At 36.5% G+C, this 16,073-nt stretch carries 15 protein-coding genes; 6 read left to right on the top strand and 9 right to left on the bottom strand.

Annotated elements, in window-relative coordinates; genetic code table 11:
• Positions 1 to 320 precede the first annotated feature (320 nt).
• The 5 genes from ACN1CD_RS01050 (at position 321) to ACN1CD_RS01030 (ending at position 4,733) form a co-directional block, all read left to right on the top strand.
• Positions 321 to 1,817, top strand: coding sequence for a Fic family protein (locus ACN1CD_RS01050; RefSeq protein ID WP_419128396.1), 1,497 nt, complete (start codon positions 321 to 323; stop codon positions 1,815 to 1,817).
• A 261-nt stretch (positions 1,818 to 2,078) separates the two neighbouring features.
• Complete coding sequence (locus ACN1CD_RS01045) at positions 2,079 to 2,567, top strand: nucleotidyl transferase AbiEii/AbiGii toxin family protein (protein WP_419128956.1); 489 nt, start codon at positions 2,079 to 2,081, stop codon at positions 2,565 to 2,567.
• Between the two features lie 11 nt (positions 2,568 to 2,578).
• Entirely contained in the window at positions 2,579 to 2,806 is a 228-nt protein-coding gene (locus tag ACN1CD_RS01040; protein WP_419128395.1) for a hypothetical protein, read from the top strand.
• 969 nt (positions 2,807 to 3,775) lie between these two features.
• Positions 3,776 to 4,216, top strand: coding sequence for a hypothetical protein (locus tag ACN1CD_RS01035; protein ID WP_419128394.1), 441 nt, complete (start codon positions 3,776 to 3,778; stop codon positions 4,214 to 4,216).
• Between the two features lie 10 nt (positions 4,217 to 4,226).
• Positions 4,227 to 4,733 (top strand): hypothetical protein, encoded by a 507-nt coding sequence (locus ACN1CD_RS01030; RefSeq protein WP_419128393.1) that lies wholly within the window; start codon positions 4,227 to 4,229, stop codon positions 4,731 to 4,733.
• Positions 4,734 to 4,758: 25 nt separating this feature from the next.
• Here ACN1CD_RS01030 and ACN1CD_RS01025 read toward each other — a convergent pair whose 3' ends face one another.
• The 4 genes from ACN1CD_RS01025 to ACN1CD_RS01010 all read right to left on the bottom strand — a co-directional run bounded on the left by ACN1CD_RS01025 (position 4,759) and on the right by ACN1CD_RS01010 (position 10,046).
• On the bottom strand, positions 4,759 to 6,615 hold the full coding sequence (locus ACN1CD_RS01025; protein WP_419128392.1) for an O-antigen ligase family protein: 1,857 nt from the start codon (positions 6,613 to 6,615) through the stop codon (positions 4,759 to 4,761).
• Positions 6,616 to 6,650: 35 nt separating this feature from the next.
• On the bottom strand, positions 6,651 to 7,058 hold the full coding sequence (locus ACN1CD_RS01020) for a hypothetical protein (RefSeq protein WP_419128390.1): 408 nt from the start codon (positions 7,056 to 7,058) through the stop codon (positions 6,651 to 6,653).
• A 31-nt stretch (positions 7,059 to 7,089) separates the two neighbouring features.
• Entirely contained in the window at positions 7,090 to 7,551 is a 462-nt protein-coding gene (locus tag ACN1CD_RS01015; RefSeq protein ID WP_419128389.1) for a hypothetical protein, read from the bottom strand.
• A gap of 1,400 nt (positions 7,552 to 8,951) precedes the next feature.
• On the bottom strand, positions 8,952 to 10,046 hold the full coding sequence (locus tag ACN1CD_RS01010) for a sensor histidine kinase (RefSeq protein ID WP_419128388.1): 1,095 nt from the start codon (positions 10,044 to 10,046) through the stop codon (positions 8,952 to 8,954).
• A gap of 77 nt (positions 10,047 to 10,123) precedes the next feature.
• Between ACN1CD_RS01010 and ACN1CD_RS01005 the strand changes: the two genes are divergently transcribed.
• The gene (locus ACN1CD_RS01005; RefSeq protein WP_419128387.1) at positions 10,124 to 10,261 is read left to right on the top strand and encodes a hypothetical protein; all 138 of its coding nucleotides are present in this window, start codon (positions 10,124 to 10,126) and stop codon (positions 10,259 to 10,261) included.
• 18 nt (positions 10,262 to 10,279) lie between these two features.
• Here the strand turns inward: ACN1CD_RS01005 and ACN1CD_RS01000 are convergent, their stop codons facing one another.
• From ACN1CD_RS01000 to ACN1CD_RS00980, 5 genes are all read right to left on the bottom strand, one after another.
• A complete protein-coding gene (locus ACN1CD_RS01000; RefSeq protein WP_419128386.1) occupies positions 10,280 to 11,020 on the bottom strand; it encodes a LytR/AlgR family response regulator transcription factor in 741 nt (246 codons plus the stop codon).
• Positions 11,021 to 11,457: 437 nt separating this feature from the next.
• Complete coding sequence (locus ACN1CD_RS00995; RefSeq protein ID WP_419128385.1) at positions 11,458 to 12,642, bottom strand: DUF4221 family protein; 1,185 nt, start codon at positions 12,640 to 12,642, stop codon at positions 11,458 to 11,460.
• 72 nt (positions 12,643 to 12,714) lie between these two features.
• Positions 12,715 to 13,119, bottom strand: a complete 405-nt coding sequence (locus ACN1CD_RS00990; protein ID WP_419128384.1) for a hypothetical protein — start codon at positions 13,117 to 13,119, stop codon at positions 12,715 to 12,717.
• Positions 13,120 to 13,254: 135 nt separating this feature from the next.
• Entirely contained in the window at positions 13,255 to 13,479 is a 225-nt protein-coding gene (locus tag ACN1CD_RS00985; RefSeq protein ID WP_419128383.1) for a hypothetical protein, read from the bottom strand.
• Between the two features lie 143 nt (positions 13,480 to 13,622).
• Positions 13,623 to 16,061 (bottom strand): hypothetical protein, encoded by a 2,439-nt coding sequence (locus ACN1CD_RS00980; protein WP_419128382.1) that lies wholly within the window; start codon positions 16,059 to 16,061, stop codon positions 13,623 to 13,625.
• Positions 16,062 to 16,073 lie beyond the last annotated feature (12 nt).

Below are 16,073 nucleotides of genomic sequence, written 5' to 3'. Positions count from 1 at the left end.
TTAAGGTTACTGGTCGAGTAGCACTAACGGAATGAGTTCGTCGACGCTTCAGGTTCAGGAGAAAAATGGTGATATTTGTTTAAAACAAACGGATTTTTGAATTAAATATCAGATAAAGCGTTGTTAACCTCATGCGTGAGTTTGGTCTTTGAGTTGTTTTACTTATAGAAATCTTAAATATACCTGTTTTACTTGTTTGTAATCAGTTTTACTCAATAGCTAATTGGTTTTATTCGTTTTACGAAGACTAGATTTGTTTTACTGAATCATATTGGTATTTTATTAAATTTACTGAAATAATAAACGTTTTACTGAAAAAAATGGCAAGGAACAAAGTAGGCAGTGAATGGTTAAAAGAGCATTTGAACCTGGAAGGATACGGAGTAACGAAACGGTCTTTTATCGGAACTCAAAATAAGATAGAGATGGCAGCTGATGGTACTATAGATCAGCAGTTTGGGCCGAAATATGCTCCTGGGGGCAATACGGTACCGAGCCATCTAGAGTTTCTTCTAAAATATGAGGATGTTAATCTTGATTTATTAAGTGCGGTATTTGCACGTGCAGATCGAAAAGAACTGGATAAGTTTATTTCAGCTAGCCCTTCAGGTAAATACAGCAGGAAGCTGGGGTTTCTTTATGAATGGTTGACTGGTAAACAACTTGACCTTACTGCTGAACCCAGCGGCAACTACGTGAATTTATTGGATGAAGAACAGTATGTTACAGGAAAGCAGATCAAGAATAGCAGATGGAGAATTAATGATAACCTCTTAGGGGGGCGAAAATTCTGCCCGATTGTCCGTCGTACAAAGGCCATAGAGGATGTATTAGATATTGATTATAGAGCAGAGATTGAAAAATTAAAAGAAGAGTTTTCCCCTGAAGTCTTTAAAAGGGCAACCCAATATTTATATAGGAAAGAAACCAAGTCCTCATACGAAATAGAGAGTGAAAAGCCGTCGCCTGAAAGAATCGACCGCTTTATAGCCATTTTGTATAAAGCTGGAACTGCTCCGAGCGCTGAAGTGCTTGATGTCAAAAGCCTAACTGAATTGCAAAATGCCATTGTCGATCAACGCTATGCTCAAAAAGGTTTCCGAAATTTTCAGAACTTTGTTGGACAAACGAACTATCGCATGGAGGAAATTTATCATTATATATGTCCTCCGCCTGATATGGTTAAATCTATGATGGAGGGTCTAATTGAGTTGGAAGAAAAAACAACTGGTGGGCCTGCTGTAGTGAGGGCGGCTATCATCGCATTTGGGTTTGTATTTATTCATCCATTTGAGGATGGTAACGGAAGAATCCATAGGTTTTTAATTCATGACATGCTGACCCGTGATGGACTGTCGGAGCATGGGTTAATCATACCTGTATCTGCGCATATGGTCAACAATATGAGAGATTATGATGCAGCGTTAGAGAATTATTCCAAACCTTTAATGCAAAGAATAAAGTTCAAGCGGGACGAACGAGGGGAAATAATAATCACTAATCCCAAGGAAGTCAATGCGTATTTTCGATACCCTGATCTAACTCAACAATGCGCATATCTTGCTACGACTATACAGGCTACAATTAAGCAGGACCTATCTGAAGAACTTCATTTTTTAGAACGGTATGATGAGTTAAAGCGGGAACTGCAAAACCTAATAGACATGCCTGATAGGAGATTAAACGAAGTTATCATCTTCTTACATCAAAATAAGGGTGTTTTCCCAAAACGCAGGAAGAAAAATTTTGAGGAAATCACTGAGGAAGAGTTTGCGGAAATGGAGAAAATCTATAACGACATCTTTGATAACAACTAAACCAGGAAAGCTTTGAATTAGGCAGCATATAGTGAGTATTTCACGATGTTATCTCCAGCGTTCAATTTAAAAGATTTTCAATCCGAGAATCGCGAATTCTTGTTGCCCGAATATGAACTTCTTTATATGAATATGAAGGAATAGGTGATAAGATTTCTAGTGGAACAGGGGTAAACTATAAAGCAGAATATCCACTGTTGTCGTTCCTGCTATTTTGGTCGGATCATCTGCTGTTCAAGGACGGTATTTCTTTAAGTAAACCTGGGAACTGATCGAGCGTTTTCCGAAGATATCGATCTGGTTATTGACCGGTCGGTACTGGGTTTTGGGGAAGAGCTGAGTAACTCCAAGATTAAAGAATTGCGCAAGGCGTCCTGTGCCTTTATTACAAGGGAATTTAGGGACGGGTTGGAAAAGGATTTGCTCGATTTGGGAATCCCTGCAGATCTGTTTTCTTTAAAAGTGGCTGAAACGACAGAATCTGACCGGGATCCTCACGTACTGGAGCTGTATTATGAGTCTGTACTGGAAAAAGGCGGTTATTTAAAAGAAGCTGTACTGATCGAGATTGGTGCCAGGTCGCTAAAAGAGCCTTCAGAGCAAAGGGAAATTAGCCCGATTATTTCGCAGGCTTTAGGCGATTTCAACATAGCTGGGGAACCGTTCAGCGTGCTTACTGTTCTGTCAGCTCGTACATTTAAAAGGTTTTTCTCCTACATGAGGAATTTTGTAAGCCTGCTGAAAAGATAAGAATAGAAAGAATGTCGCGGCATCTATATGATCTGGATAGGATTATGGATACTGAGCATGGTAAACAGGCGCTGGAAGATAAGGATTTATACAAGGGAATAGTGGAACATCGGTCAAAATTCAATGTGATCCGAGGAATTGGTTACGAAAAACATGGGTATCAGGATATCAGCTTTATTCCACCGGTGAGGTATTGGGGGCTTGGAAAAATGATTATAAGGCCATGCAGGAAAGTATGATCTATATGACTCGAAAACGTTTAAAAAGTTGGTCGGACGTATGGAGAACTGACCAAAAGGTTCCAAGATGTAAAATAACTTCCTTGTTTTAGGCGGATAAATTGCCTGCTTTTTGTTTAGGGTTTATTTATATCAGCTGGATTTGGTTTACGGAAATAAGAGTTTTCGGCGCTAATCGCCGCAATTCTGCGTTTAGGTAAACCGAACTTGCGTGTTAATGCATCAACTATAGATAATTACTTATCAGCGTATTGATTTTTTAGAGAAATAGTGACGAGCTAAATGATTCTTAATTTGAGACTATGTAACATTTGCTTTCATATTCACCTTTCTAGCACTACCATCATGTACCGTCCCATTCTTTAATTGATTTGCACTAATTCCGTAAGAAAAATACTCTATTGCAAAGAAAAATACCCACTTGGTGTAAAAATATTAAATGGGTTGTTTGATTGGATCATCTGAACGTGGTAAGGCGAATTTTTCATGTAAGATTTCCCAAGCAGTTTTTTGTTCCATTTCTAAAGCGGTATATTTGTTATATCATCTAAAGGGATATAAATTTATACCAAAGGATGAGTAAATTAACACTCGATTTCTTATGGATTTTCTTCTTAACTATTCCAGCCCAATTCACATGTTTGATTGGAGCGCGGCTACCATCTTAGTCTCATTTAAAACATCAAACGACCTGCCAATCGGTTATCATTCAAACCTTGGTTTGATGTATTAAACTTTTACCTGGGCATTGCAGTCTGTTCTTCCTGGTGTTATAAAGCCCTTTATCTCGTTTCGGGCTTACAGCAGATTTTGGGATGCTATGATTTATTGGTTATTTCATATGTCATATATGCACTATTGTGAATAAGGCCTAAAAATGCCAGAATTTGTTCCGTTATCAGTTAGGAGGATCTTAAATCTTTGTCAAGAATTCTTTATTTTTTAATATAATATAAACATAAACCGAAAATGAAAAAAACAACCACAATGTTGAGTTTGCTAATGCTTCAATTAGTATTCTCCAGTTTTACTCCGAAGGATGAGAATTACACTTCCACCGCAGATTATGAAGCATTATCAAAACTAAACGTAGCGCTGTTTGCGGAACCAGAGACATGTGAGGATGATTGTTCTTTTGATGCTCAGGCGGCATATGGGAGAAATGTAGATGTATTTCGTGACCAACTAGGTGGATGTCTAGATGCAGTTATGGGGGATCTAATATTAGCTTATACAGGCGGGTTAAGCTATCAGCATGCTTCCTCAAACTTTGTGTCAATTAGTGACCTAATGACTGAAACTCAACCTGAAGCAATGGCATGTATTGGCGCAGCCGACCAACATTTCGAAGATATGATCGGAGCGACGGGCGATGAATGGGAAGAATGTAGCAGCGAATGTGATAATTAAAAATGAAAAAATGAAAAATAAGTATTTTAACCTAAGCATCTTATTGCTAATAGCAATGATTTTAAGTACTGCGTGCCGAAAAGACAGAAACTCAATTGATATATCTTCGTTAAAGGCAAAGGACTATGCAACATTAAGCGCTGTAGACAAAAAGCAGTTTGAAACGAAAATGATAACTGCCCTCCGCCAGGATCCTGAATATTTTGAGCTCAATAAGAACTTTCAAAAAATCATAACTTATCACTTAAACTTACCGCACCAAAAATTCGCGAAGACAAAGTTACCACGCAAAGGATCCGAACTAATTGAACACTACAGGAAGCTCGGTATTTCAAATCCAGAAGATTATTTCAAGACAAAAATATTTACTCTAAGGGGAATAGCTTTGTTAAAGAAAAACTATCCTGAGCTATTCAAACTCGAAACAAGTGTAAAACATCATATCATGGTGGATGCAGCAAAGCCGATAAAGGTTGTTACTGCACTAAAATTAAAAAAACAGGCCTCAAAATTCTGATTTTACGATACTAGCCTGTCTTGGGCTAGTATCTCTTTTGACTCTCCTGAAGAATTTCCTTCATTTCACGTTTTATTTGGCGTACTGCAGGCGAGAAAACTTTTTGTTTTTTCTTTAGAATTTGGGCTGCCACTTCCGCGGCTTTTAAATATTGCCCGGTGCTGAAATATAATTTTGCTCTAAGATATCTTGGGTAAAACATTACAGGAACCATATCAGAAGCACTTATATAGCATTCATCAGCAGCAGAGTACATTTTTTTGTTTTGATAAAGATTTCCTAACGCTATCTGGACATTTGGAGAATTTGCAAATATCTTGGCCCTGGCCAGGATGGATATGGCTTCATCATCTTTTAAAGACAATGATAACGCCTTTCCATACTCCATTAGAAAAGACCCGTCACTTCCAAAATTCTGATATAGTTTCGAAAAGCTCGACGCGGCCTGTTCATAATCTTTTTCCACATAATAATGTTCAGCAGTTTTCCAGTCGCGATAACTATAATATATTTCCTTTGCTTTAACAAACATAAAATATAATAAAGTGAGCGATAAGATGAAGACACTTGGTAAAAAGACAGCGTTTAATTTTCTTAAGGGATTGCTAAAAATCATTTGCTTTCGATCCATCTTTGCAATTGTCGATATCAGCGTGACCAGTACCACTTTTATAGGAAGAATATCGCTGGCGTAGGAGAATAGTGAAAATATGCAGATGGCTGCAATTCCTGAAAAACAGACAAGGGCAAATTTTTTATCTACAGCCCTTTTTAAGGTATATAGCAATGCTAGAATAACAACACACAAATATATGCTACCGATGATCCCATTTTCTGTTATAAACTGAATATATTCGTTAAACACATAGCTTACGTTGCCTGCGATTCTCTGTTCGCTTTCAGAACCTTCTAGAGCAAAATATTTCCCCTGATAAGACATATAATACATTTTAATATTATCATAGCCTACACCCACAAAAGGATGATCCAGGAAGATATTCTTACATATCTTCCAAACCAGTAGGCGGCCGTTTCCTGAATCTACATTTAGGTAATAAAGCCCCATTGTTAGTGCTATGGAAATCAATGGTATTAATACGAATGCCACTGATTTTAATCTTTTGAAATTGGCACTATCAGAACGTATTAAAACCGGAATATAGCCAATGAGATTAATCATCAGCACCACGAATACAGCAAGTATAGCTGCCCGAGAATGTGAAAGCAATAATATTGGAAGACCAAGTACAATGACCATTAAATTCAAGACAAGCAGAAGCTTGTCCCAGCGTTTTGAGGGGTGCATCTCTCTCGCATTCCTGTTAAAAACGCCGGCAATTGCTAGTGCTAAGGATATCGCAATGTATCCACTAAAAGGCCCGGGATTATTGAAACTTCCAGTTACCTTAAAGAGTTTGTGATTGCTCGCTGTAAAGGCGAAAAACTGGCTATAGCCTATAAGCACCTCAATCAGGCCGCTTAGCATTATCCCCATCAATAGCGCTTTTGTGTATTTCGCAGGGAGAAGACTGCAAGCGAGGTAAAAAATAATCAGATAAGCAAATTCTATTGAATTCAGAGATAGTCCTGCCTGGGGCTGTTGGCCGAACCTGTTCAGGAGGATAAACAAGAATAATAAAAGAACAAGAAAATCCATTCTTCTCAGAACCAAATACGGTGTTACATTCTTCGCAACTAATCTTAGGCAGCAGGCTCCTAGTATTGGAATGCACAGTGCAGAGAATATTACTAAATTTCCGCCCTTAACCGATTCTTTTAGCTCATGAAAACTACAAAAAGAAAAAAGAAATGTAGCAATAACAAGTGTGGCAGTAAGTATAATATCTGGGGTAGGACTGGAGAAGCGCAATTTGAATACCATATAAGGTTTCCTTTCAGTAAAAGGAATAGGAGAGTTTAAGATTTAATGATAAAGAAATAAGCAAGGAATGAAAGGACGAGAAACGCAAAAAAGAACACCCATATTCTTGCGTCTTTAGTAGTTCCTTCATTTTTTCCAAGAAACTTAATTTGTGAATAAAGTGGCCACCAAGAGGAACGGTTGTTAATCATATCTTTTTCTTTTGCGCTGTTAAGTGAACTATTTAAAAATTTGTAGCCTTGTTCCGTAACCAGCAGGTTTGCATATGGATCCTGACTCAATGGTTGGACATATTTTGAGCGATAAAGAAAATCAAATACTTTCTTCTTTTGGTCTTCACTTAATCCGACCTCATCGCACATCAGTGAAAAGTTCCCTATCCGGGCCGGGTTCTGGCAAAAACGTTGCAGAACGTGTTTGCTGGCTGAGATAATTAAAGGCATATCCATGATCAGAATAATTAAGTTATCATGATTACTTTATATTTAGCAGGGAGTCAGCCTTTTGGGTAATTTGCCTCATGATCTGTCTATCCAGATTACCGTATGCTGGGAACTTTGACCTAACATTAAAAATATACTTTGGTACACTTGCCCTGATCTTAATATAATCTTCTGGATTTGTCATTCCACGTTCCCTGTAATAGCTTATCTCATCGGCAGAGCCCCTTTTTTTCTTGACGCTATCACCGGGAATTTTTTTCATCTGCAGAATATAGTTTTTCATCTGTTCTATGCTTACCTTCATATTATAATAGTCTTCATCAACACTAAGATTTTTCGAAAAATCCTCAATATAGCTTTTCTGTTCCTCCGGTGAAAGTTTGGAATATGTTTTCTGATGTACATTTAGCGGCGTTGCCTGAGCATTGGCGTTACTAACATTTAATAGCAGAATTAAGCTTGCGGGTAAAAGGAATTTAAGGTATGTTTTCATACATTGATGTGACTATTCAGATAGACTAATATAGGTATTACTTTGATAATTTATGTAAATATCAAGCCTATTATGAAGTATAACTCAGAATTGAACGTGGAATAATGCAATGTTTGCCATGAAATATATTGTTCACCTGACAAGGATCATTCTATATTGCCTGGGTGCCGGGTGGATTGTCGGAAATCCATTTTTAATTATCGAAATACTGCCAGAGCTTAGGCAAAGACTTTCCTAAATATGGAAGAGTCGGATCGAATCAAAAGCAGGGAATTTCCACTCAAGCGCTTAAACATCTCTCGCGACATTTTATTTTCAGTTGCTACACCGGCCTTTTTTATATAGATGTGAAGCAGCTTCGCTCGATTCAGATTACAAAAGGTGATGACGGTGATTTATGGATATTTATTAAACGGTAGAAAACGGAATACCCTGTCACATCCCCTTGTCGGATGAGGCAAAAGTAATTCTTGACAGGTATAAAAACCATAGGATATGCCAATGGAAAAAAGTGGGGTTGCCAGTGCTCACCAACCCAGAGGATGAATGGGTACCTCAAATAGATCGCAGATCTTTGTACTATCACTAAGGCGCTTAGTTATCATCTTGCTATGGCACACTTTTGCAACCACTATTACGCTTTAGAATGGTGTTCCGACTGAGACTATATCCCAGATGCTTGGTACAATAGCTTGAAAACAACCCATCATTATGCGAAGGTGATCGATACAAAAGTAGGTAAGGAAATGTCTGCGTTACAGGAGAAGCTTCTGGAAAGAAATAAAGTGTAGGATGATGGTGATGATGTGAAAGTTATGAAACTTTTTAGATAAATTGTTGGCAATGTAACGGGAAATCGGTTGTAATTTGTCTTGTCAACGTTAATCTAATTGTTTGTTATTTCAATCATTTCTGATGTATTTGATAGAAGCAACAATCAGATTAAGGAAATTTTATAATTTATCTTAAGGATAAATATGGATTTTTCTAAGTGTAATATAGTAACAAGAGCATTTTAAATAGAGCTTATTAAATTTTTCTTATGGGAGATCTGTAGGGATCGGTCTCCCGCTAAAAAACTTTGATGGGTTTTGAGGCAGTATGCAAAAGGTACCAACCTTGCCCCTGAATCAATTTCTTCAAGGTTTTCAATAGACCTCCCAGATATATCTGAACTGTAAGAGGTGATGCTGGCCTCTCATTGCCTATTTTTAATGACCAAGGAAATCAAAAATAGAGTATTTCGATAATTATCAAGATTTTCTCCTCAGGGTGCTGCTCATAATCAGGCGCGTAAAATACTTTGCTTTTTGCAAGAGATTGGACCCTGTGTATTTTGAATAATTTTAGCAATTGTTCATCGGTATAGTTCGCAACCAACCAGCAAGCCAAGTCTTCAGTTAAGATAGATTAATCTGTAAATGTGTTAAAAACATATTTCCATTAACTTCCCAGCTGAAAGAAAAATTTGTTTTGTAGGTTGTAGAGAGTCTTTTTTTTAAATTTATCAGCCCCGTTTTGTTGCTTAAATAATGTGTGCTGTTGCCAATTAAATTCTCAGTAAGAATATTTATGCAGGGTCCATCCCTTCTGATCGAAATTTTTGCCGGTGAATGGGGAGCCTTTAAATAACCATGCTTGAACATGTTTTCGGTAAGGGTTAAAATAGTAAGTGGAACTATTTTTTCCGCTAATACAGAATCATCATAGTCCAGATGAAATATCAAACTATGATTTTCTTTTATCTGAAATAAGTTAATCAAATTTTCAACCTGCTCAATTTCCTCTTCCAATCTGGCAAAATCATCCTCCTGCTCCATATCAAGCGCATATCTCATCATCTTGGATAGAGAAAGAATTACTTCTCCAGAGTCTAAATCAAGTTCGCTGATTCGCCGATGCACAAAGCTTAAGGTATTGAAGAGGAAATGCGGATTTACCTGTGATCGGAGAAAGGCATTCTCTGCGCTGATGAGCGCTTTAGAAATTTTTTCTTTTTCAATGATATCATACAGTTTTTCTCTTTGTAATTCCTCATTCACCTTACGTTCATGAAGATACTTTTTTAATGCCCAGTAACCCGATCCGACAATTATAAAAAAAAGACAACGATAAAATGCTTTTAACACAAAAGTGTAATCAATGCCTAAGACATTGTACTCATTTGCCTGATTGTAGATAGTAAACGTATGATTCATAATCGCAATGAGCAATACATAGATGCTCATTTCCAAAATCACAATGGGGACAATAATTACAAAATCTTTAAAAGTATTTCTAAAATGAAGTTTATCCAGAATAAATATGTGGAGATAGAAAACACTAATATTAATACTGTAATGAATGAGATAATTTTCGATTCCAGAAAATTCCCCTACAATCAGTCCAACAATTACAGACTCGTAGATGATATATATAATCCATAGAAAAACATGGATTTGGAGTCTGGAAGAAGAGATCTTTATATTATTTATCCTTTTATAAAGTGTTTCCATATCATTTTTTAACCTGTCTATCCCAAATTCTATTTCTTAACTAGATAGAAATATAAGTTGCCTCAAAACTCAAGATTATGCAACTTAAAAAACTAGAAAAAAAAGTATTGTTTACTTTCAAAAACATCAAAAAAAAAGGAAAGCTATTTTCGTATGACACAGATACCACATTTACCAGTTATACTACCACAGTTACCGGTATCTCCAAATTGTAGTAAGATAAAACCCGTAAACTATTTTTTAGAAGCGGGTTTTAAAATTTTACTCTGAAGAAATTCATTCAGGTTATCCCTGTAACTCTCTCCAATTGTAAATTTTGCCCCATTTGTCATCGTGAGCATATTCCCATGTACTAAAGAAATATGGTCTTTAGATATGATAAAACTACGATGCAACTGGACAAATTGGCTATAATCGTCCAATACTTTTTTTACCTCTTTTAAGCTCAAATGGGTAACCAGTTTAGAATCTGTAGTATGAACTCTTACATAATTGAGTAAACTCTCAATAGCAATTATGTCTTGAACGAATACCTTGACCAATTTTAAACCATTCTCCTTATCCTTTATATAGAGGTATCCATTCTGATCCTTTCTAATATTATCAGTTAAAATTTCATAGGCTGGAAATGATTTTTCAACTACCCTGATAAAATCCGAGAAGCCAAAAGGTTTGAGTAAAAAATCATCAGCGTCCACTTTAAAAGCATCCACTGCATATTTTGAATGTGAGGTCGTGAAAATGAGTTTGCGCGTTTTATCCCTGACCAAACCAGCTAATTCAATGCCCGAGAGCACGGGCATATCAACATCAATAAATATTAGGTCAACAGGCTGATTACTTCTGATATATTCAAGAGCTTTTAAAGGCTTATCGAAAGTCTTTAAAAGATTTAATTTAGGAATGTTTTCAATGTATGATGATAATTCTGCCAGCGCTTCGGTTTCATCATCAATCACCAAGCAATTAATCATATTTCATAATAATTTAGAATTGTTTTGTTGCAAAGGAATCGCTATAGAAACTCCTTGTGTTGCACTTCCCCGAATATAATGGTTTTATCCCTAAAACTGGTTGATTAATCCAAAAAACAACCAACACATAAGGTAAAAAAATAGAGTATGTTAGTATTGAAAGCTGGTTTTAGCAATAGGGTTGTCTTTGAAATAAAGCAGATTTTCTTAATAAAAAAACTTTATATCGCGTTTGTGAAATTCCCTTCAGCTAATTGTTAAAATCAAGTTCTCTACAGACTTGGAGGTAATCAACCCAGAGTAGGGTTGTTGATAACATCCTAAATATAGAGTTTCCTAAGTTTGGCATTTTTGTTTAAAAACTTCATAGCATCTAATATACAGGTTCCAAAACTTTATGTGTTTAAAATTAAGGCTATAGATAAAAACGCCTGTGATTATTTTATTGCAGGAGTATTGAATTTAAATACGGTAAACTTAAGAATTTCATCATTTAAAGGTCGTTCCTGTATATTCAATCCCTTTTCTGAGACAAAAGCACTTGACATTTGATATTGATTAGCAGAGAGCTTAATTTCACCCAAATATTTGAAGTTTTGATCCAAAACAATTACACTCAACTGTTTCAATGGGGCATTTTTCTCCTCATAGTTCAAATTCTTTTTGCCTATGGGGAGAAAACCAATCCGATAGTAAAGATTATTAAATTTATCAAACAAAACGCTTCCGAATGAACCACTGGTCATAAAATGTTCAATCATTGGGTCAGAAATACCATTTTTGTATTGCTTTTCATCGTACTCATTCATGAAATCAATATGTTTACTGCCAGAAAAAAAGCTGGATTGTTTTGAGTCATGGAGATTTCTTGAAATCAGATTTTCATCGGCCGGGAAGCTATAAACAATTTTCTTTGTCTTTGGATTATAGCTTGTAGCGTAAAGATGAAAGTCGCCATTGGCCAAGTTATGCTGACGGTAAACAAGCGGCATATCCATTTCTCTAAATGATTGGTTTCCATCCTTCACATTGAGCAGAATCTGAACTTTTTTCCGCTCCATCTTACTTCCGCCTAATACTACTGAATTTAAATACAGCGTATCCTGCTCATAAAAGCCTTGGTTTGAGGTAGAAGAATAAAAACCTTTTACGATGAGTTGTTCAATTGGAGTCTGAGTGGTTTTATTGCTTAGGTTATATCTTTTTTTAATTTCACCCTTATCATTAACAAGTGCAACAGATGGTCCAAAATAAAACAGGAAAATGGAATCCGGATTTTGATAATAGAAACCCTGAAATAACTTTCGGTGATCACGCTTATTATCCTGGATCGCTAAGCGGGAAAAGATCTTCCCTGTCTGGTAATCATTGAGGTAAAGGACACCAGTCTCTTCGTTAAGAAAGGCTAAATAATCCCTGTCTTTTAAACGAACGTATTGCAAGCATTGCACCTTCGGACCCGTTATGGAATCCAGTTCGAAATATTTTACAGATTGGCTAAAACTTATATTTTTTATCGAATCCGATCTTTTTTTAAAAGCAATTCGTTTTGGTTCACTTGGCTGGCATCCAGAGTTAAAAAAAACACAAATCAACAATGCAGCTGGTATAAGTTTAAGCAAAAATAAGTTGTTTGGAAAATACATTGATTTTCAGAGTATAGTGTTACAGAAGAACTTTGTTATATACTGTAGTTAAATTCCTGTAACTGTTTTTAGAAACATATTCAATTCGGCCTGGCCATCCTTTTCAGGAGATATCTCCGTTACTTTTACCAGTTCATCATTTTTGAATAGAAAAATCGTGGGATATATGGACTTCAATGACTGGTTAGCTCTAAATATATTTTGAGGATCGATGATCACGTGTTGGTTTCTTGCAATTGAACCAAATCTGGCAAGCAAAACTTTCTGCGAATCAAAGTCTGTTAATATGAATTTGATTTTAGATTGTTTTTTGTTGTCCTCCAGATATTCAATCATATATTTTTCAGCGGTAGAAATGCAACCACTGCATCCTGCTCTGGGAATGACCATATAAACAGGGGCGTCAAGTCTTGTACTTCCATTTAAGGCATGAATCGCATTTTTAAACTCCAAGTCAGTCTTTTTTATAGCAGAATTTTGGTTCTTACAAGAAAAGACACTAATTGAGATTATCAAAATGTATAATAGTTTGCGCATGTTTTTTCAAAAAAATTCTTAAAGCCTTCCATATCATGGAAGGCTTTAAAATTAATTAATGGTTATAGTTGTTTGATTGTCTCCATCACAATCACTTGTTTCACCAGGATAAACTGCACCGCATCGACCAGCGAATGTGCATTTTCCTTTACCGACACCACCTGATCCGTGACAAGTTGCCGAAGCGTCTGAAGCGAAAACCAACGATACACCAGAAATTGTGATAGCGAAGAAAGCGATCATATAAATCACTCTTAGTAAACTAATTTTTTTCATAGTTTTAAGTTTTAGATAGATATTTAATTGATTACCTAAATCTAATTAGCCGGGGATAAAACATGAATTATTTTCCATCAATAGGATAGAATTAAGTATATAAAACCCTGTTTCAGGGATGAATTATAAAGAAATGAAGCTTATTATTTTACCGAAAACTGCGAGGTTCCGTACACGACATGTTCATCCGTGATACCTTGCAGTATAATAGTATATAAACCGGATGCGTCACCGGTCATAAAATTGAGCTCAACTGTTCCATCTTTCTCCGTTAAAACCTTGGAGCGCCAAAAGAGGGTCGAAAGGTATTGCGTGCCCTGATCCTGTGGATTAAGACCGTAGAATGGCTTTTCTTTAAGTACGCCAGCAAACTTAAATGATAAGTTTTCTTTACTACTCTGGCATCCTGTATAAGTAATCGGTTCAACAGAAAAAGGTCTGTCACTGCCATCAAGATCCGTCCTTTTTTTATACTGTTCTCCAGATATGGGTTGATATAGGATAGCATTTCCAGCGCTGGGTGGATAGTTCAGATAACCATATTCATCTACATAATCACCACATTTATTTTTTCCGAGTGTCATTCTCTTCCCATAAGCCCTATCTTTCATTGAATTCGCACTAACGGAGACTGAGCCTAAATCTATAGCGTTCTGGTGGTCTTCTATTTCAAAGGTTACGCTATCGGCCAAAGCTCCTACGGCATATAGCGAATGATCTGCTGCATATTTTTCTGCAAGTGGAACCATAGCATCCTCCATACTAATTGCAAATCCGTCTTTGTTTTCTTGGTTTACCGAAAAAGTAATCCCACTGCCCCCATCATTTAACATATCCTGAACTGTAGGAAAAAAATATCCCCCTTCCTTCGTATTTATAGTACCGAAACTACCGGAAGAAATAAAGTTAAGTGGAATTGACTTTTTTAGGACTTTACCATTTCTGCTAACGAACCCGACAAACCCAATTGCTTTACTTACTAAAGTATCATTCGATTTAGCTTTAAGTAGATCTGCCCAATTATAGGCACTTAGCTTTCTGCTAAGTAATGTATTTTCCAAATGGGGTGTTTTAGAAAGACTCAAAGCTCCCAAAGCAAAAGGTAAATTGCTTAGATGATCTGCAAAATAAAACGAATGCTCGATATGCTTTAATGTCCCTGCATCCAGTCTATTCTGCCGAACCACAGCAATAGAAAATAAACCTTGCACAGGACGACCCATTGAGTCTTGAAGTTTAATATTCAGTTTTACAGGATATCTTTTTCCATAACTCTGCTGATCGGTCACCATGTTGGCTTTAACAGCTTGGTTGAAATGGGCAAAAAACAAGCGTTCCGCTACATGACTACCCACAGAGTCAAGCACAGTAATAACACATATGCCTTTCGGTACAGCATTTAAGGCTAGCTTTACATTCCTACCGCCTTCAGAAGCTGAAGTATTAAATTCAGCGAAAATATTTCTGTAGTTATGTATAATGACTTTGAGCGTTGATTGCTGTTTTGCGTAAAGTTTGAACTGGAGGGTATCATTTACAACAGCTTGTCTTACCGAAACGCTAATGCCATGCGTTATTGCTTGAGCAATTGCATAAATAGAGTCCTTGGCCTTTTCTGGTCCTGAAAGAATTTTGAGCGCATATTTTGAGCCCATTTTCTGAGCCAGATGAAATTTCCCTATGCCAAATTCATTAGTTGAAACCGAGTCTAGTGGCTTATCATCTTCCAACAAAACCCCTTTTATATGCTTTGGCTGATTGAGTGCGAAAGCCTCAAAAGTATAGAGCGTACGTCTATTTAAAATTGCCTGACCACCTTCAGAATGAAAATTAACCGATAAGTTATCTTCTTTGCGATTTCTATCTAAAAATGGTAGTTTCAAAAGTTGCTGCTCTCCCTGATATCTAATGCGCACAAACAACATTTTAGCTAATTTACCTTCCTCCTGGCTAAGGGTAATAATCCTGGTTTGTTCTGATGCTGGTTTTAGATTTTTAAATTCTCCTTGGTCTATAGCATACTGAATAGATGGATTTTCACCTTTGTTTATAGACTTAAACGATAAATTAAGGGAGGCCCTCATTGACTGTTCATTGGACGCTACTGATTTTTGCCAGTCCAGTTTTGCTGAAAACTTCGATACCAAACCCGTTTTAATGGTGATCATCTGAATATAATGATGCAAAGGATTATTCTTGGAATCTAATAGATTAGTCATAGCCACCAGCATATACTTACCTGGCGGCAAACTATCGCTTAGATTGAAATAACCAGCGCATAGCCCCGACTTAAGTAAATATCTTTGTGTTGATACAGATTTATAGCCATTTACATCAATTAGAAAAAGTTGAAGGAAATCCTCCTTCACATTCCCTTTTCCAACTAAATATCCGCTGAACCAAATTTGTTCATTTGGAGTGTAAATATTTTTATCGGTATGAACGAAAAGCAGCCCTTGAGGTTTGGATGAAGCATAGAGATTCATTTGAGCTTGGAGATCTAAAGCTGCCGTTTCTGGTTTTTGCGAAAAAGCACTAAAAGAAAAAAAAATCAATAAAGCATTTAGTATTTTTCTCATCATAATAAATATCAA

The sequence above is a fragment of the Pedobacter sp. N23S346 genome (genome assembly GCF_048515415.1).
Lineage (GTDB): Bacteria > Bacteroidota > Bacteroidia > Sphingobacteriales > Sphingobacteriaceae > Pedobacter.
The sequence above is the reverse complement of the archived record's forward strand: the minus strand, read 5'-3'. Positions and strand labels throughout refer to the sequence as shown.